The sequence below is a fragment of the Pseudomonas sp. F8002 genome, from assembly GCF_013385495.1.
GTDB lineage: Bacteria > Pseudomonadota > Gammaproteobacteria > Pseudomonadales > Pseudomonadaceae > Aquipseudomonas.
The window spans coordinates 204,707-222,793 of record NZ_JACAPW010000002.1 but is presented as its reverse complement, the minus strand read 5'-3'; the positions used below and the strand labels follow the sequence as shown (position 1 = coordinate 222,793).

Below are 18,087 nucleotides of genomic sequence, written 5' to 3'. Positions count from 1 at the left end.
CGTCAAATTTTGAATGATGGCTATACGACAATATTTCAGGTGTACAAGATTTATTCTCGCTACAATCCCTGACTTTTCAGCCCGGCACGGATGCCGTTCGGCCCATAGGTCACGAGAAGTCCCATGCTCACCGGTAGTTATTCCCCCGCCCTGGTCCTGATTTCCCTGTTCGTCGCGATCCTCGCATCCTATACGGCGTTGGACCTGACCGGCCGCATCGCCACTGCCAGGGGCCGCGCGGTGTACCTGTGGATGGGCGGCGGCGCGCTGGCGATGGGCGTGGGGATCTGGTCGATGCACTTTATCGGCATGCTCGCCTTCCGCCTGCCCATCAGCCTCGGCTATGACGTCGGCATCACGGCGCTGTCGTTGTTGATCGCGATCCTGTCCAGCGGGTTTGCCTTGTGGCTGGTGAGCCAGCCGCGTTTGCCGGCGTGGCAACTGGGATTTGGCGCATTGGTCATGGGCGCCGGCATCAGCGCCATGCACTACACCGGCATGGCCGCCATGCGCATGACCCCCGGCATCGACTACGACCCCACGCTGTTCACCGCCTCGTTGCTGATTGCCGTGGGTGCGTCGGCGGCGGCGTTGTGGATTGCCTTCAACCTGCGGCGCAACACGCCGTATGTGCGGTTGGCCCGAGGCGGGGCGGCGATGGTGATGGGCGTGGCGATTGTCGGCATGCACTACACCGGCATGGCCGCCGCGCGTTTCGCCGATGGCAGCTTCTGCGGCGCGGCCCTGGACGGCTTGAGTGGCAAGGGCCTGGATAACCTGGTGCTGGTCACCACCCTGGCAGTGTTGATCATCGCGCTGCTGACCTCCCTGGCCGATGCCCGCCTGGAAGCCCGCACCGCGGTGTTGGCCGACTCCCTGACCCAGGCCAACCAGGAACTCACCCACCTGGCCCTGCACGACATGCTCACCGGCTTGCCCAATCGCACCCTGCTCGCCGACCGGATCCAGCAGGCGATACAGCGGGTGAACGAAGAGGGCGGCTGCTTCGCGCTGATGTTTATCGACCTGGACGGCTTCAAGCCGGTGAATGACGCTTTTGGTCACCACATGGGCGACCAGCTGTTGCAGCAAGTCGGCCTGCGCCTGCGCGAAGACTTGCGCAGCCAGGACACCCTGGCCCGCATCGGCGGTGACGAGTTTGTATTGCTGGTGCAATTGGGCCAGCCCGACGATGCGTTGCGCCTGGCCGAGCGCCAGGTGGGCATGATCAACCAGGCCTTCCACGTCGCCGAGCATGAGCTGAAAATCTCCGCCAGCATCGGCATCGCACTGTTCCCCGGCAATGGCGCCACGCCCCAGGAACTGCTGATGAACGCAGACGCGGCGATGTATCACGCCAAGGGCATGGGCAAGAACGGCTACAGCTTTTTCGACGTGTCGATGAACACCAATGCGCGCAAGCAACTGCAACTGCTGCAGGACTTGCGCAATGCCGTGGAGCACGAGCAGTTCCGGCTTTATTACCAGCCCAAGTTCGACGCCATCAGCGGCCGCCCGGTCGGTGCCGAGGCGCTGCTGCGCTGGGAGCACCCGCAACAAGGCCTGTTGTTGCCGGACAAGTTTATCGAGCTGGCGGAAAAGACCGGGCTGATCATCCCCATCGGCGAATGGGTACTCAACGAAGCCTGCCGCCAGATGCAGGTGTGGTATGCCCAGGGCTATCACGACTGGCGCATTGCCGTGAACCTGTCGGCGTTGCAGTTCTGCCACGCCGGGCTGGTCAAGAGTGTCGCCGCTGCCCTGGAACGCCACCGCTTGCCAGCCAACAGCCTGACCCTGGAAATCACCGAAACCACCGCCATGAGCGATGCCGACGCGAGCATGACGGTGTTGCAGAAGCTTTCGGACATGGGCGTCGACCTGTCCATCGACGACTTCGGTACCGGCTATTCGAGCCTGATGTACCTCAAGCGCCTGCCGGCCAATGAGCTGAAGATCGACCGGGGCTTCGTGCGTGACCTGGAGCACGACAGCGACGACGCCGCTATCGTCTCGGCCATCGTCGCCCTCGGTCAGGCCCTGGGCCTGCGCATTGTGGCCGAGGGTGTAGAGACCGACTCACAGCAGAGCTTCCTCACCCGGCTGGGCTGCGATTCGCTTCAGGGGTATCTGCTGGGGCATCCGTTGCCGGCCGAGGGTTTCATGGCCGACATCCAGCGCGCCGAGCAGGTGGTGAGTGTGCATTCGGTGATGTGAGCCCATGCAAAACCTGCAGGGCGCAGGTAGTATTGGATCCATCAGCTCACGTTGAACCAGGAGACCTTACACATGGACAAAGTCGTCGTCATCACCGGTGGCAGTCGTGGGATCGGCGCCGCCACGGCGCTGCTGGCCGCCGTCCAGGGCTATCGCATCTGTATCAATTACCAGGCCGATGAAGACGCCGCCCACCGCGTACTTGAGCAAGTGCGTGCCCTCGGCGCCCAGGCGATTGCCGTGCGGGCTGATGTCAGCATTGAAGACGAAGTGATTGGCCTGTTCCACCGGGTCGATACCGAACTGGGCCGGGTGACGGCACTGGTCAACAACGCAGGTACCGTCGGGCACAAGTCGCGGGTCGATGAGATGTCCGAGTTCCGCATCCTGAAGACCCTCAGGACCAATGTGTTGGGGCCGATCCTGTGCGCCAAGCATGCGCTGCTGCGCATGTCGCCCAAGCATGGCGGGCAGGGCGGCAGCATCGTCAACGTTTCATCGGCCGCCGCCCGGTTGGGCTCGCCGGGGGAATATGTGGATTACGCCGCGTCCAAGGGCGCGCTGGATACCTTCACTCTCGGGCTCTCCAAGGAAGTGGCGGGCGAGGGGATCCGGGTCAATGGCGTGCGTCCCGGGTTTATTTTCACCGACTTCCACGCCCTGAGCGGCGATCCGGATCGGGTCAGCAAGCTTGAGCCGGGCATCCCCATGGCCCGTGGCGGGCGTGCAGAGGAAGTTGCGGAAGGGATTATCTGGCTGCTCTCGGACAAGGCGTCCTATGCGACGGGAACCTTTCTTGACCTGGCGGGCGGCCGATAAAGTTATAGCGCCTGTCCGGGCGTCATCGCGGGCAAGCCCGGCTCCCACAGCGACACGCGATCAATTGTGGGATCCGGGCTTGCCCGCGATGACGTGAGTTGTTTTCATGCAGCCTTTCAAAACGACCGCACGATCTTCCCCAGCGTCTCCATCGCCTTCTCACACGACTCATCCCACGGGCTGCCGTAGTTCAAGCGAATGCAGTTCCTGAAGCGCTGTGTCGGCGAGAAGATCGGTCCCGGTGCGATGCTGATGCCCTGGGCCAGCGCCATCTGGAACAACTTCAACGAGTCGGTTTGTTCCGGCAATTCCAGCCACAGGAAGTAGCCGCCGGCAGGCTGGCTGACCCGTGTCTGCGCCGGGAAATAGCGCGCGATGGCGGCGAGCATGGCGCTTTGCTGTTCTTCCAGCGCGTAACGCAATTTACGCAGGTGCCGGTCGTACCCGCCGTGTTGCAGGTAATCGGCAATCGCCGCCTGGGCGGGCATCGAGGCACACAGCGACGTCATCAACTTCAGCCGCTCGATCTTCTGCGCATAACGTCCGGCGGCGACCCAGCCGATGCGGTAGCCCGGAGCCAGGCTCTTGGCGAACGAGCCGCAATGCATCACCAGGCCTTCGGTGTCGAACGCCTTCGCCGGTTTGGGCGCCTGTTGACCGTAGTACAACTCGGCGTACACGTCGTCTTCGATCAGCGGCACCTGGTGGCTGCGCAGTAACTCCACCAGTTCCTGTTTCCGGGCCTCGGGCATGGTTGCGCCCATCGGGTTCTGGAAACTGGTCATGCACCAGCAGGCCTTGATCGGGTAGCGCTCCAGGCTTTGCGCCAGCACCTTGAGGTCGATGCCATCGCGCGGGTGTACGGGGATTTCCACCGCCTTGAGTTTCAGGCGCTCGAGGATTTGCAGGCTGGCGTAGAACGCCGGTGCTTCGATGGCCACCAGGTCGCCCGGCTCGGTCACGGCTTGCAGGCACAGGTTCAGTGCTTCAAGGGCGCCGTTGGTGATCAACAGTTCTTCCATGGGCAGCATCAGCCCGCCCACCATGTAGCGCAAGGCAATTTGCCGGCGCAGTTGCGGGTTGCCCGGCGACATGTCGGTGACCACCATGCGCGGGTCCATTTCCCGGCTGGCGCTGGCCAGGGAACGGGCCAGGCGTTGCAGCGGGAACAGCGTCGGGCTGGGGAAGGCCGAGCCGAAGGGCACGGTTTGCGGGTCCTTGATGGAATCGAGCACCGAGAACACCAACTCGCTGACGTCCACCTCGGTGGACTCGTGCACATGGGCACTCACCACCGGCTCGGAAAACGGGCTGGGCGCATGGGTGTTGACGAAGTACCCGGAGCGCGGCCGGGCGCGGATCAGCCCGCGTCGCTCCAGCAGGTAGTACGCCTGGAACACCGTGGACGGGCTGACACCGTAGGTCTGGCTGGCATAACGCACCGAAGGCACGCGCTGGCCGGGCCCGAGCACGCCGGAGCGGATCAGTTCTGCGATGTCGTCGGCGAATTTTTCGTAGCGTTTCATTGGGGCTCAGTGCTTTGAACAGATTTTGCTGATTGAACACAGATCAAACGGTGGGAGCGGGCTTGCTCGCGAAAGCAATCTTTCGGTTGATGTATCCATTGACTGGCACACCGTTTTCGCGAGCAAGCCCGCTCCCACATTTAATCTCCAGTGTTGCTGAAAGCTTGGGCTCAGCGATTCAATGGCGCCACAAACCGGCTGTCCGCCGCGCTGTAAATCCACGGCTCATCCACGTCCGAGACCTTGAAGCGGATCGTCTGCGAACTGCTGGCGGGCTTCTCTGCGGTCATCGCCACCGACACCGGCACATCGGTAATCTCCCCGGGTGCCAGGCTGATCTCGGTCTTGCCTTGCAGCTGGAAGCCGTCGCCGTCCATCAGCTCCAGGCGGTAATCCTGGCGCTGCTGGGTCTTGTTGATGACCTTGAGGCTGTAGATGTTCTCGATCAAGCCGTCACTGTTCTCGCGGAACATCCCCCGGTCCTTGGTCACGTCCAGCGATACCATCGGGCGTTCCACCAGCGCCACCACCAGCGCGCCGATCATCACCAGCAGCACGGCACTGTAGCCGATCAGGCGTGGCCTGAGCAGATGGGTCTTGCCACCTTGCAACTGATGCTCCGAGGTGTAGCTGACCAGGCCGCGGGCATAGCCCATTTTATCCATGATCGAATCACAGGCATCGATACACGCGGCGCAGCCGATGCATTCCATTTGCAGGCCGTCACGGATGTCGATGCCGGTGGGGCATACCTGCACGCACAGCTGGCAGTCGATGCAATCACCCAGGCCGACGTCCGCCGGTTGCACGTCTCGTTTGCGCGGGCCACGGTTCTCGCCGCGGGCTACGTCGTAGGAAATGGTCAGGGTGTCCTTGTCGAACATCACACTCTGGAACCGCGCATACGGGCACATGTGCATGCACACCGCTTCCCGCAGCCAGCCGGCGTTGATGTAGGTGGCGCCGGTGAAGAACAGCACCCAGAACAGGCTTACGCCGCCCATTTGCCAGGTCAGCAGCTCCTCGGCCAGCGGCCGGATCGGCGTGAAGTAGCCGACAAATGTCAGCCCGGTCAGCACGCTGATGCCCAGCCACAGCGTGTGCTTGGCCGAGCGCCGCGCCAGCTTGTCCAGGCTCCAGGGCGCAGCTTGCAGCTTGATGCGTTGGTTTCGCTCGCCTTCAGTGACCTTTTCGCACCACATGAACAGCCAGGTAAACGAGCTTTGCGGGCAGGTATAGCCACACCACACACGCCCTGCGAATACGGTGATGGCGAACAGGCCGAACGCGCAGATGATCAACAGCGCCGACAGCAGGATGAAATCCTGGGGCCAGAACGTGGCACCGAAGATGTGGAATTTGCTTTCAGCCAGGTCCCATAACACCGCCTGCCGTCCGCCCCAGTTCAGCCACACGGTGCCGAAAAATGCCAGGAACAGAAAGCCTGCGCCGGCCACGCGCAAGGTACGGAACAGGCCGGTAAAACTGCGGGTGTGAATCAGGTTGTCGCTGGATTTGGCCTTCATCTTCTTTGGATGTGCAGGCTCAAACACTTCTACGGTTCGGACGGGGATTCTATCGCTCATGGTCTTTCGCTCATCAGCCTCCATCAGGCAGATGAACTATGACCGGCGCTCTGTTTGCATAACAGACTCAGGTATGGCGATAAAAAGCGGATCAGATGGGCCGCCCGTGCATGCCTGCGACAATGTGCTGCACCCGGTGGTGCGCGGGGTGCAGCACTTTTGAGGCGGGGCTGATCCAGGTCAATCAAATCACCGAATCACCGTCGGTAGCTTTCAAGTGCTTACGGCCGTCTTTGGCACCCGCTACGGTCAATGCGTCGGCTTCGGCTTCGGTGATATAGGTGCGGTCACCGTTCAGCTTCACGAACGACATGGATTTCTCGCTGTCGGTTTCGACCGTGACATGGGTGGCTTCCAGTTGTTTCTCGTGGCCGTCCACATCGACGGTGAAGAAACATTGCTGACCTTCGATACGTACGGGCATATCGATCTCCTTTTTGTGGGCTATTACTGATTAGGGTGGGATGCGCAGGCAATGGTTCTGCGCAACTGACTGACGGTCGATGCTGTCCATGTTCTATCGACCCCCAACAAGGAAACGTCCATGGACGCCTGGTGGCATGAAGTCTGGCAAACCCTGCAAGCGGAATTTGCCGATATCGGCGATGCCCGGCAACTCACGCAAATCACCGTTCGGCTGCTGATTGCCGCGATATTGGGCGGGATCCTGGGTTACGAGCGCGAACAGAAAGGCAAGGCCGCTGGGGTACGCACCCACATGCTCGTGGCCCTGGGCGCCGCGCTGTTCGTGTTGGTGCCGAGCATGTCCGGCTCCCAGGCAGACGCCATGAGCCGTGTGCTGCAGGGCGTGATCGCGGGTATCGGCTTTCTTGGCGCCGGCACCATCCTAAAGGGCAAGGAAGACGAGGAGGGTCAGCACGTCAAAGGGCTGACCACCGCCGCCGGCTTGTGGATGACCGCCGCCATTGGGGTGGCGGCGGGAATGGGGCGGGAATCCACGGCGGTACTCAGCACGTTGTTGGCCTTGGCGGTGTTCAGTGTGATGCCAAGGGTTGTGCGGTTGCTGGAAAAGGACTAGACGATGACCGGCGGCATCGTCGTCGGTGGTTCCTCCACCGGTGGTGGCTGTGTGCCTGGCGGTTCCTGCTCGGGAACCGGGTCGGGTTCGGTCGGCGGTAACGTGGGCTTATCTATATTGGGATCAGGCGTTTCAGCCGGAATAGGGATATTCATCGGTGTGGCCTCCTTTGTGCTTTGCTCTATCGGTGGACAATCGCGTGGTGGATTTGATTCCCCGCCCGATGGCGGGATATCCGCCTGAACTTTTCACTCGTCGGCATGCTCGGAACCTAGACGGCCCTGCTCAGGGAGAGTGGCGTCGTTTCAGAATTTGAATCAAGCACAAGAGCGTCCACTGGGCGTTAAGGGGAGATGCTCGATGACTGCTGAAACACTGACTCAAGACGATTCAACCTCCACATTACCGCTGTCCCAGGCACTGTTGCTGCCAAGGATCGCGATTGAAAGCACGACCCCGGTGATCGATAGCGGCGAGTTCGCGGTCAAGGCTGTGGTTGGCCAGCGCGTGCAGGTTGCCAGCAAGGTGTTCGCTGATGGCCACGACAAGCTTGCGGTGATGATCCGCTGGCGCCCGCGCAGTGAAGAAAGCTGGCACAGCGTGGTGATGACCGATGTCGGCAACAACGGCTGGGAGGGCGCATTCACCGTGACCGCCCAGGGCCCGCATGAGTATTGCATCGAAGCCTGGATCGACACGTTTGCCAGCTTTCGCTACGAACTGAGCAAGAAACACGAGGCCGGGGTGCCCGTCAGCCTGGAGTTGCAGGAAGGCCGCAGCCAGGTCCTGCAAGCCGCCGAGCGCAGTGACAATGAGCTGCGTGACCGCTTGATGTTGCTGCACCACGAACTCTCCGGTTTGCTGGAAACCGAGCAGGTCGCATTGTTCCTGCACGAAGACAGTGCACACCTGATGACCCAGGCCGATCACCGCGCCTATTTGAGCATCAGCCCGGTGTATCCGATTGATGTAGAGCGCGAGGCTGCGCAATTTGCCAGCTGGTACGAGTTGTTTCCCCGCTCGATCACCGACGATCCCGCGCGCCATGGCACATTCAACGATGTGCACTCACGGCTGTCGATGATCCACGACATGGGCTTTGACGTGCTGTACTTCCCGCCGATCCATCCGATCGGTCGCAGCCACCGCAAGGGCAAGAACAATTCCCTGACCGCCGGGCCGGACGACCCGGGCAGCCCGTATGCCATCGGCAGCGAAGAGGGCGGCCACGAGGCGATCCATTCGCAGTTGGGCACCCGTGAGGATTTCCGCAACCTGGTCAAGGCCGCCGCCGACCATGGTCTGGAAATCGCCCTGGATTTTGCCATCCAGTGCTCCCAGGACCACCCGTGGCTCAAACAGCATCCGGGCTGGTTCAACTGGCGGCCCGACGGCACGATCAAATACGCCGAGAACCCGCCGAAGAAATACCAGGACATCGTCAACGTCGACTTCTATGCGGCCGACGCGATTCCCAGCCTGTGGGTCGAGTTGCGCGACATCGTGGTCGGTTGGGTGGAAGAGGGCGTGAAGACCTTTCGCGTCGACAACCCCCACACCAAGCCGCTGCCGTTCTGGCAATGGCTGATCAGCGATGTGCGTTCTAAATACCCCGAAGTGATCTTCCTCGCCGAAGCCTTCACCACCCCGGCGATGATGGCGCGCCTGGGCAAGGTTGGTTACTCCCAGAGCTACACCTACTTCACCTGGCGCAACACCAAGGCCGAGTTGAGCGAGTACCTGAGCGAACTGAACGAGTCGCCGTGGCGCGAGTGCTTCCGGCCGAACTTCTTCGTCAACACCCCGGACATCAACCCCGGCTTCCTGCATGAATCCGGCCGCGCCGGCTTCTTGATCCGCGCCGCGTTGGCCACCATGGGCTCAGGCCTGTGGGGCATGTACTCGGGTTTTGAACTGTGCGAAGCGGCACCGGTGCCGGGCAAGGAAGAGTACCTGGACTCGGAGAAGTACGAGATCCGCCCGCGAGACTTCACGGCGCCGGGCAACATCATTGCCGAGATCGCCCAGCTCAACCGCATCCGCCGGCAGAACCCGGCCTTGCAGACGCACCTGGGGCTCAAACTCTACAACGCGTGGAACGACAACATCCTGTACTTCGGCAAACGCAGCGAGGATGGCAGCAACTTTATCATGGTGGCCGTGAGTCTCGACCCGTTCAACGCCCAGGAGGCCAATTTCGAGTTGCCGCTGTGGGAGCTGGGCTTGCCGGACGATGCCCAGACCCAGGGCGAAGACCTGATGACCGGCCACCGCTGGACCTGGTACGGCAAGACCCAGTGGATGCGCATCGAACCGTGGCATCAGCCATTCGGCATCTGGCGCATTACCGTTTCCTGAAGCTGATCTGCAATCCAAAGGAGATCAAATGTGGGAGCTGGCTTGCCTGCGATAGCGGTGTGTCAGTGCAGATAATACTGGCTGATCCACCGCTATCGCAGGCAAGCCAGCTCCCACATTTACCGAGTTCCTTCAGGCAGAATTTTTCGAATTCCCAGGAGTTTCCAATGGCGAAGAAACCCAAGGCTGCCACCTTTATCAAAGATCCGCTCTGGTACAAAGACGCAGTGATTTATCAGGTTCACGTCAAATCCTATTTCGACTCCAACAACGACGGCATCGGTGATTTTCCCGGGCTGATCGCCAAGCTCGACTACATCGCCGACCTTGGTGTGAACACCATCTGGCTACTACCGTTCTACCCCTCGCCACGCCGTGACGATGGCTACGACATCGCCGAATACCGCGGTGTGCACAGCGACTATGGGACCATGGCCGACGCCAAGCGCTTTATCGCCGAAGCCCATAAACGCGGGCTGCGGGTGATCACCGAACTGGTGATCAACCACACCTCCGACCAGCACCCATGGTTCCAGCGCGCCCGCAAGGCCAAGCCCGGCTCGGCGGCGCGGGATTTCTACGTATGGTCCGATGACGATCAGAAATACGACGGCACCCGGATCATTTTCCTCGACACCGAAAAGTCCAACTGGACCTGGGACCCGGTCGCCGGCCAGTACTTCTGGCACCGCTTTTACTCCCACCAGCCGGACCTCAACTTCGATAACCCGCAGGTCATGAAAGCCGTGCTGTCGGTGATGCGCTACTGGCTCGACATGGGCATCGACGGCCTGCGCCTGGACGCCATTCCGTACCTGATTGAGCGCGACGGCACCAACAACGAAAACCTCCCCGAAACCCACGACGTGCTCAAGCAGATCCGCGCCGAGATCGACGCCAACTACCCCGACCGCATGCTCCTGGCCGAAGCCAATCAATGGCCGGAAGACACCCAGCTGTACTTCGGGGACAAAAAGGGCGACGACGGCGACGAGTGCCACATGGCGTTCCACTTCCCGCTGATGCCGCGCATGTACATGGCGCTGGCCCAGGAAGACCGTTTCCCGATCACCGACATCCTGCGCCAGACCCCGGAGATCCCGGCCAATTGCCAATGGGCAATCTTCCTGCGCAACCACGATGAACTGACCCTGGAAATGGTCACCGACAAAGAGCGCGATTACCTCTGGAACTATTACGCTGCCGACCGCCGTGCACGTATCAACCTGGGGATTCGCCGCCGCCTGGCGCCGCTGATGGAGCGCGACCGCCGGCGCATCGAGCTGCTCAACAGCCTGCTGTTGTCGATGCCGGGCACGCCGACCCTGTATTACGGCGATGAAATCGGCATGGGCGACAACATCTACCTCGGTGACCGCGACGGGGTGCGTACGCCGATGCAATGGTCCATCGACCGCAACGGCGGCTTCTCCCGCGCCGACCCGGCCAGCCTGGTATTGCCGCCAATCATGGACCCGCAATACGGCTACCAGTCGGTCAACGTCGAAACCCAGACCCAGGACCCGCACTCGTTGCTGAACTGGACGCGGCGCATGCTCGCGGTGCGTAAACAGTCCAAGGCGTTCGGTCGCGGCAGCCTGAAAATGCTCTCGCCCAGCAACCGCCGCATCCTGGCGTATACCCGCGAATACGCAGGCGCCGATGGCAAGAATGAAATCATCCTGTGCGTGGCCAACGTGTCCCGCAGTGCCCAGGCCGCAGAGCTGGACCTCTCGGCGTTTGCCGGCATGGTTCCGGTGGAGATGCTCGGTGGCAATGCCTTCCCGCCCATTGGCCAGCTGAATTTCCTGCTGACCCTGGCGCCGTATGGCTTCTATTGGTTCGTGCTGGCGGCGGAAAACCAGATGCCAAGCTGGCACGTGGAACCGGCGCAAAGCATCCCGGACTTCACCACCCTGGTACTGAAGAAACGCATGGAAGAATTGCTCGAAGCACCGTGTCGCACCACCCTGGAGCAGAATGCGTTGCCGGCGTGGCTGCCCAAGCGCCGCTGGTTTGCCAGCAAGGATACGGCAATCGACAGCGTGCACATCGCTTATGGCGTGCGCTTCGGCGACCCGCAGCACCCGGTGCTGCTCAGTGAAATCGAAGTCACCAGCGCCGGCCAGGTCAGCCGCTATCAGCTGCCGTTCGGCTTCCTTGGCGAAGACCAGTTCACCAGCGCCTTGCCGCAACAACTGGCGCTTGCCCGTGTACGGCGAGTGCGTCAGGTAGGTTTGGTGACCGATGCCTTCAGCCTCGACACTTATATCCGCGGCGTGATCCAAGGCCTGCAGGCCAAAACCGTCCTCGACTCCACCGATGGCGAGATTCGCTTCGAGCCCACGACGCAGTTGGCCAAACTGGAATTGAACGACGAGTCGGAAGTGCGCTACCTCGCGGCGGAGCAGTCCAACAGTTCCGTGGTGGTGGGCGGCAGCCTGGTGCTCAAGCTGATCCGAAAAGTCAGCGCCGGGGTTCACCCCGAACTGGAAATGGGCGCCTACCTGACCGAGGCCGGCTACGAACATATCTCGCCGCTGCTGGGCTCGGTGATCCGCCACGACGCCGATGGCCAGGACAACCTGCTGATGATCGCCCAGGGTTACCTGAGCAACCAGGGCGACGCGTGGGGCTGGACCCAGAATAACCTGGAGCGAGCGATTCGCGACGAACTGGCCGAAGCCATGTCCGAGCAGGAACAGCACTACAACGCCCTTGGCGAGCTGGCGGATTTCGCCGGCTTGCTCGGCCAGCGCCTGGGCGAGATGCACCTGGTGCTGGCGGCGCCCACCACTAACAAGGCGTTCAAGCCCGAGGTTACAACCCTCAAGGACAGCCAGGGCTGGGCCAGGCACGTGGGCGCACAAATCGACCACGCCTTGCAGTTGCTCAAACAGCATCAAACCAAGTTGAACCCTGCCGATCAGGCGTTGGTCAGTGCTTTACTGGAGCAGAAAAAGGCCATCGCCAGTCACGTTCAGGACCTGGCGAAAGCCACGGTGGGCGGGTTGCGCATTCGCGTGCACGGCGACCTGCACCTGGGCCAGGTACTGGTGGTCAAGGGCGATGCCTACCTCATCGACTTCGAGGGCGAACCGGCGCGGCCGCTGCCTGAACGTCGCGGCAAACACAGCCCGTACAAGGATGTGAGCGGGGTGCTGCGCTCGTTTGATTACGCGGCGGCCATGGCGGTGAATGTGCAGGGCGTCGACCAGTCGCCCGAGGCCAATGCGTCCCGGCAACGTGTGGCGGATCGCTACTTGCATGAGGCCAGGCAGGCATTTATCCAGGCCTATCACGCTGCCACGACTACACTGGCCCATGACTGGCAGGATGCCAAAGGCCAGGACGCAGCGCTGGCGTTGTTCAGCCTGGAGAAGGCCGCGTACGAAGTGGCCTACGAAGCAGAGAATCGCCCGAGCTGGTTGCCGGTGCCGTTGCAAGGTTTGCACGGGCTGCTCAGCGGGTTGAAACCAATATCGAAAACTGCACGCGGTGGGGAGACGTCATGAGTTTTACAAGCAAAGAACCGCTGCAGGAAAAGTTGAGTGTGATGCCCAAGCCTGCTGATATCGAAGCCCTGGTGCGGGCCGAGCACCATGATCCATTCTCGATCCTGGGTCCCCATGACGATGAGCAGGGCGGCCAGTTCATTCGCGCCTTCCTGCCGGAAGCACTGAGTGTCCAGGTCCTGGCCCGCGACAGCGGCGAGCACATCGGCAGCCTCGATGCGACCCAGGTACCGGGCTTGTTTGTCGGGCATTTCGGCAGCCGTCAGGCGTACTTGCTGAAGATCCAGTGGGCCGGTGGCGAACAGATCACCGAAGACCCTTACAGCTTCCAGCAACTGCTGCTGGGGGAGATGGACCTGTACCTGTTTGCCGAAGGCAATCACCGCGACCTGAGCAGTTGCCTCGGGGCACAAGTGACCAGCGTCGACGGGGTCCAGGGCGTGCGTTTTGCGGTATGGGCACCGAATGCCCGCCGGGTCTCGGTGGTGGGCGACTTCAATATCTGGGACGGGCGCCGTCATCCGATGCGCCTGCGCCATCCGTCCGGTGTGTGGGAGATTTTCATCCCGCGCCTGCAACCCGGCGCGGCCTACAAGTATGAAATCCTCGGTGCCCACGGGATTCTGCCGCTCAAGGCCGACCCCATGGCCCTGGCCACGCAACTGCCGCCGGATACTGCGTCCAAGGTCGCTTCGCCGCTGCAGGTCGACTGGCAGGACCACGACTGGATGCAATCGCGCAGCGAGCGGCAGAAACCCAGCGCACCCTTGTCGATCTACGAGTTGCATGCCGGTTCCTGGCAGTGCGAGCTGGATGAAGTCGGCGAGGTGTCCCGCCAGTACAGTTGGCGCGAGCTGACCGAGCGGTTGATCCCTTATGTACAGCAGTTGGGCTTCACCCATATCGAATTGATGCCGATCATGGAGCACCCGTTCGGCGGCTCATGGGGTTATCAGGCGCTGTCGCAATTTGCCCCGACGGCACGTTTCGGCTCGCCGGAGGATTTCGCGTTTTTCGTCAACGCCTGCCATCAGGCCGACATCGGCGTGATCCTGGATTGGGTGCCGGCGCATTTCCCCACCGATACCCACGGCCTGGCGCAATTCGACGGCACCGCGCTGTACGAATACGCCAACCCGCTGGAAGGCTTCCACCAGGATTGGGACACCTTGATCTACAACCTCGGCCGCACCGAAGTCCACGGCTTCATGCTGGCGTCGGCGTTGCACTGGCTCAAGCATTTCCATATCGATGGCCTGCGGGTGGATGCAGTGGCCTCGATGCTGTACCGCGACTATTCGCGCAAGGCCGGGGAATGGGTACCCAACCGCCACGGCGGTCGGGAAAACCTCGAGGCCATCGACTTCCTGCGCCACCTCAACGATGTCGTTGCCCTTGAGGCCCCCGGCGCGCTGGTGATCGCCGAGGAGTCCACCGCATGGCCGGGCGTAAGCCAGCCGACCCAACAGGGCGGCCTGGGGTTCAACTACAAGTGGAACATGGGCTGGATGCACGATTCGCTGCACTACATCCAGCAGGACCCGGTGTACCGTGCCCATCACCACAACGAGCTGAGCTTCGGCCTGGTGTATGCCTGGTCCGAGCGTTTTATCCTGCCGATTTCCCACGATGAAGTGGTGCACGGCAAACACTCGTTGATCGACAAGATGCCCGGCGACCGCTGGCAGAAATTTGCCAACCTGCGGGCGTACCTGAGCTTCATGTGGATGCACCCGGGCAAAAAGCTGCTGTTCATGGGCTGCGAGTTCGGCCAATGGCGCGAGTGGAACCACGATCAGCAACTGGACTGGTACCTGCTGCAATACCCCGAACACCGGGGCGTGCAGAAACTGGTGGGCGACCTGAACCGCCTGTACCGCGAAGAGCCGGCGCTGCATGACCAGGACGACGCGCCACAGGGCTTCCAGTGGTTGATTGGGGATGACGCGATCAACAGCGTCTACGCCTGGTTGCGCTGGAGCAAGGACGGCAGGCCGGTGCTGGTAGTGGCCAACTTCACGCCGGTGCCGCGCGAGGCCTACAAGGTCGGTGTGCCGTTTGCCGGGCGCTGGAGCGAGGTGATCAACAGCGATGCCGACACCTATGCCGGTTCCAACTTCGGCAACGGTGGCGGGGCGTTTACGGAGGAGGAGCCCAGGCATGGGCAGCCGTTGTCGCTGTCGTTGAACCTGCCGCCATTGGGCGTGCTGATCCTGCGACCGGACGCCTGATTTCCAGACGATGAGGATCAAATGTGGGAGCTGGCTTGCCTGCGATAGCCTCACTTCGGTCTAGCTGAAAGACCGAGGTGCCTGCATCGCGGGCAAGCCCGGCTCCCACATTGGGAATGTGTTGTGGCTTAGAAATCCACCCTCACCCCAATCGTGCCTTTGCGCCCATTCAGCTGATTACTGTCCAGATTGCTGTTGTACCCCACCTCGCCATACACACTGACCGTACTCGATACCTGCAGCATTGCCCCGGTGCTGACGTCCAGCGTGGTGGACTTCTGTTCGGTGTTGATGTCCGTGCTGTCATTGAACGTGACGGTGTTATTCCCGGCGCTGGCGTGCCACACGTTGGTACGCACGTAAGGCAGCAGGGGCATGCCGCTCACGCTGTAGCTGCCCTTGAGGCGGACACCGAGACGGGTGACGACGTTAGTGTCGGCGCGGAATGAGACATCCGAGATTCCGTCATTCTGGCTGTCCACATAGCTTCGATCGACAATCACCTGGGCCTGCGGCTCGACCTCCCACTGTTCAGACACCGCAAACGGCATTCCCACCTCCACAGACCCCAGCACGTTGTGGCCCTTGGTTGGGAGTTTGACGTCCCGGTCGGATTCACTGTGGCCATCGAACCGCGTGCCCATCAGCACGACATCGATATAGGCGCGGTTGGCGCCGATGAGCGTCCAATACGCGCCCAGGCTGTCACCGCGCAGGGTGGTGTTGCCGGCGTCCTTGCCCTGAAAACCGCCATTGAAACCCGCCACATTGCCGGTCAGGCGGCTGTGGCCGACAAAGAAGCCGAAGCGTTGGGTCAGGCCAGCGTCGTTGGTCCAGGCATACAGGTCAGTGCCAACCTGGAAACCGGACAGGGAGCTGTCCAACGACGGGCTGACGGTGCCGGCGAATGATTGCCGCGTGCTGCTGCCATACACCCGGCCCCAACCGGCCGCTAGTGCACCAGGTTGGCGTTGCAGGCTTTGGTCGCCCATGCGTTCGTGGTAGGTGCCCAGCATGCCCTGGACCATCTGCTGCACGGCGGGAAACAGTACGGCATACACCGGGACTTCCGGGCGATAGATCGGTATGGGTTCTTCGCCCGGGAAGATCCCCGGAAGCTCTGGCGTGCCATCGGCTGGAACGGGGGGAAAGATGCCCACCGGGTTTTCAGGATTACCGGGATTCCCAGGATTCTCAGGATCGCCAGGGTTGGGCAGCGGCGGCGCCACCACCGAGGACCGCAGGAACCAGTTTTGCCCGGTGCCCGGCGTTACGCCTCCTTTGAACAGGTAGTACTCATAGGCGCCTGCGGAAACGGATCCACCGCGCAGGGTAAAAGCGAGGTCGCTGCTGGTTGCACCGTTAAGCGCTTCAACCACCTGGATGCCGTTCTGCAGCGTCATGGCGCCGGGGCCGGCAAGGTTGGTGACGGTGATGGTGGTGCCGCCTTGCAGCGTGCCCTGGCTGACTACCAGCTTGTCACTGGCCGAGCCGTCGGCGCCGAGTACCGATTGCAGCGCGAGTTCGCCGCCATCGCCGGTGTAGTTGCCGTTGACGGTCAGGCTGTCGGTGGCGCTGGAGCTGCCGGTGGTCATGTCGATCAGGCCACCGTTGTTCAGGTTGGCTGGTTGCCCGGCCGTGAAGGGGCTGATGCTGCCTTGGGTCACCTGCAGGGCGGCACTGCCAAAAATATTCAGGGTGCCGGTGGCCGTAGCACTGTCACCGAGCTTGAAGTCGCCACCCAGGGTCAGGCGCGAATTGTTGTCCAGGTTGACGGTTTCCCAGTTGACATAGCGGGTTGGCGTGGCGGATCGGGTGTTGTCGAAGGTCAGGGTGTCATTACCCAAACCACCGTCCAGAAGCGGAGTGGAAGCCAGGGTGGTTTCGGTCAGGTTGAGCAGGAAACCCCTGTCAGCGCCATCACCCATGAGGATTTCCTTATGGATCAGACCGCCGCCTTCCCAAGTGAACTCATCGTTGCCAAAGCTGGCGAGGATCTGCCCACCTACTTCCCCTCCGCTGACGTTGATGATGTCGTCGCCGCCGCTGACGCTGATGTTGCCACCAACCGTTCCTCCGGACACCAGGATGGTGTCGTTTCCGAAGCCAGTAACGAGGTTGCCGATGATCGCTCCACCCCGCAGGTCGAACAGGTTGTTGTCGAGCTTCATGTCGACCCGTCCGATGCTGCCACCGGTCATCAGCGCTACATCTCCATCTTCAAAAGCGCCGACAATCCTGCCGCTGCTCATGGTGAACTCGTCACGGCCGTCGCCCTGAGCCAGTGAGGCGACGGTGCCACCGCTCTGGAAGTACTGGTCTACCCCGTCACCCTGGGAGATTGCACCGGAGCTGCCCCCGCTGATTTGCGCAATATCACCGCCTGCGCCTTGCGTCACCGTGCCGGAGATATTGCCATTGAACAGTTGGAAAATATTTCTTCCGTCACCTTGATTGATCGCACCGTTGATCGCGCCGGAATCCATCGTGACCCGATCATCTCCCGCGCCATAAGTCACGTTGCCGACGATGATGCCGGTGCCGCCGAGGGGGAACTCCAGGACGTTGCTTCCTTGTAAATCCGTCAGCGCGCCAGCACTGCCATCGCTGCACAGGGTGGTGTCGTTGCCTGCGGTAATGACCAACGTACAGGCGGCCTGCGCGGGGAGAGGCCAATTGAGCAACAGCGTCGTCACGCTGCAGACGCTCAGATACGTCACTGATGAAAACCGCGTGCTCATGATTCGCCCTCCCTGCAAGCCGGTGTTCCAAGCTAGCCACACAGAGAGAGCGTTC

Annotated in this window: 10 protein-coding genes; 6 read left to right on the top strand and 4 right to left on the bottom strand. The window is 61.7% G+C overall.

All coding sequences use genetic code 11. The features are described from left to right. Window positions 1-123 precede the first annotated feature (123 nt). Together HX811_RS03375 and HX811_RS03370 are read left to right on the top strand one after the other, a co-directional pair. On the top strand, window positions 124-2,217 hold the full coding sequence (locus tag HX811_RS03375; protein ID WP_177044758.1) for a bifunctional diguanylate cyclase/phosphodiesterase: 2,094 nt from the start codon (window positions 124-126) through the stop codon (window positions 2,215-2,217). A 72-nt stretch (window positions 2,218-2,289) separates the two neighbouring features. Further along, on the top strand, window positions 2,290-3,036 hold the full coding sequence (locus HX811_RS03370; protein WP_177044756.1) for an SDR family oxidoreductase: 747 nt from the start codon (window positions 2,290-2,292) through the stop codon (window positions 3,034-3,036). A 116-nt stretch (window positions 3,037-3,152) separates the two neighbouring features. Here the strand turns inward: HX811_RS03370 and mapR are convergent, their stop codons facing one another. The 3 genes from mapR to HX811_RS03355 all read right to left on the bottom strand — a co-directional run bounded on the left by mapR (window position 3,153) and on the right by HX811_RS03355 (window position 6,572). Further along, complete coding sequence (mapR, locus tag HX811_RS03365) at window positions 3,153-4,562, bottom strand: GntR family transcriptional regulator MpaR (protein WP_003207510.1); 1,410 nt, start codon at window positions 4,560-4,562, stop codon at window positions 3,153-3,155. A gap of 170 nt (window positions 4,563-4,732) precedes the next feature. Further along, window positions 4,733-6,148, bottom strand: coding sequence for a cytochrome c oxidase accessory protein CcoG (gene ccoG, locus HX811_RS03360; RefSeq protein ID WP_023658783.1), 1,416 nt, complete (start codon window positions 6,146-6,148; stop codon window positions 4,733-4,735). A gap of 184 nt (window positions 6,149-6,332) precedes the next feature. Beyond that, complete coding sequence (locus HX811_RS03355) at window positions 6,333-6,572, bottom strand: DUF3203 family protein (protein WP_003207514.1); 240 nt, start codon at window positions 6,570-6,572, stop codon at window positions 6,333-6,335. Between the two features lie 120 nt (window positions 6,573-6,692). Between HX811_RS03355 and HX811_RS03350 the strand changes: the two genes are divergently transcribed. From HX811_RS03350 to glgB, 4 genes are all read left to right on the top strand, one after another. Next, a complete protein-coding gene (locus HX811_RS03350; protein ID WP_177044754.1) occupies window positions 6,693-7,187 on the top strand; it encodes an MgtC/SapB family protein in 495 nt (164 codons plus the stop codon). Window positions 7,188-7,547: 360 nt separating this feature from the next. Further along, a complete protein-coding gene (locus tag HX811_RS03345) occupies window positions 7,548-9,545 on the top strand; it encodes an alpha-1,4-glucan--maltose-1-phosphate maltosyltransferase (RefSeq protein WP_177044752.1) in 1,998 nt (665 codons plus the stop codon). Between the two features lie 167 nt (window positions 9,546-9,712). After that, entirely contained in the window at window positions 9,713-13,060 is a 3,348-nt protein-coding gene (gene treS / locus HX811_RS03340; protein WP_177044750.1) for a maltose alpha-D-glucosyltransferase, read from the top strand. Continuing rightward, the gene (gene glgB, locus HX811_RS03335; protein WP_003207521.1) at window positions 13,057-15,291 is read left to right on the top strand and encodes a 1,4-alpha-glucan branching protein GlgB; all 2,235 of its coding nucleotides are present in this window, start codon (window positions 13,057-13,059) and stop codon (window positions 15,289-15,291) included. The genes treS and glgB overlap by 4 nt, the downstream gene beginning before the upstream one ends. Window positions 15,292-15,419: 128 nt before the next feature. On the opposite strand, the gene HX811_RS03330 is transcribed toward glgB, so the two are convergent. Continuing rightward, window positions 15,420-18,032 (bottom strand): autotransporter outer membrane beta-barrel domain-containing protein, encoded by a 2,613-nt coding sequence (locus HX811_RS03330; protein WP_177044749.1) that lies wholly within the window; start codon window positions 18,030-18,032, stop codon window positions 15,420-15,422. Between the last annotated feature and the right edge of the window lie 55 nt (window positions 18,033-18,087).

Coding starts and splice junctions, on each gene's coding strand:
- HX811_RS03375 (WP_177044758.1), top strand. CDS start 124: ATGCTCACCGGTAGTTATTCCCCCGCCCTGGTCCTGATTTCCCTGTTC.
- HX811_RS03370 (WP_177044756.1), top strand. CDS start 2,290: ATGGACAAAGTCGTCGTCATCACCGGTGGCAGTCGTGGGATCGGCGCC.
- mapR (WP_003207510.1), bottom strand. CDS start 4,562: ATGAAACGCTACGAAAAATTCGCCGACGACATCGCAGAACTGATCCGC.
- ccoG (WP_023658783.1), bottom strand. CDS start 6,148: ATGAGCGATAGAATCCCCGTCCGAACCGTAGAAGTGTTTGAGCCTGCA.
- HX811_RS03355 (WP_003207514.1), bottom strand. CDS start 6,572: ATGCCCGTACGTATCGAAGGTCAGCAATGTTTCTTCACCGTCGATGTG.
- HX811_RS03350 (WP_177044754.1), top strand. CDS start 6,693: ATGGACGCCTGGTGGCATGAAGTCTGGCAAACCCTGCAAGCGGAATTT.
- HX811_RS03345 (WP_177044752.1), top strand. CDS start 7,548: ATGACTGCTGAAACACTGACTCAAGACGATTCAACCTCCACATTACCG.
- treS (WP_177044750.1), top strand. CDS start 9,713: ATGGCGAAGAAACCCAAGGCTGCCACCTTTATCAAAGATCCGCTCTGG.
- glgB (WP_003207521.1), top strand. CDS start 13,057: ATGAGTTTTACAAGCAAAGAACCGCTGCAGGAAAAGTTGAGTGTGATG.
- HX811_RS03330 (WP_177044749.1), bottom strand. CDS start 18,032: ATGAGCACGCGGTTTTCATCAGTGACGTATCTGAGCGTCTGCAGCGTG.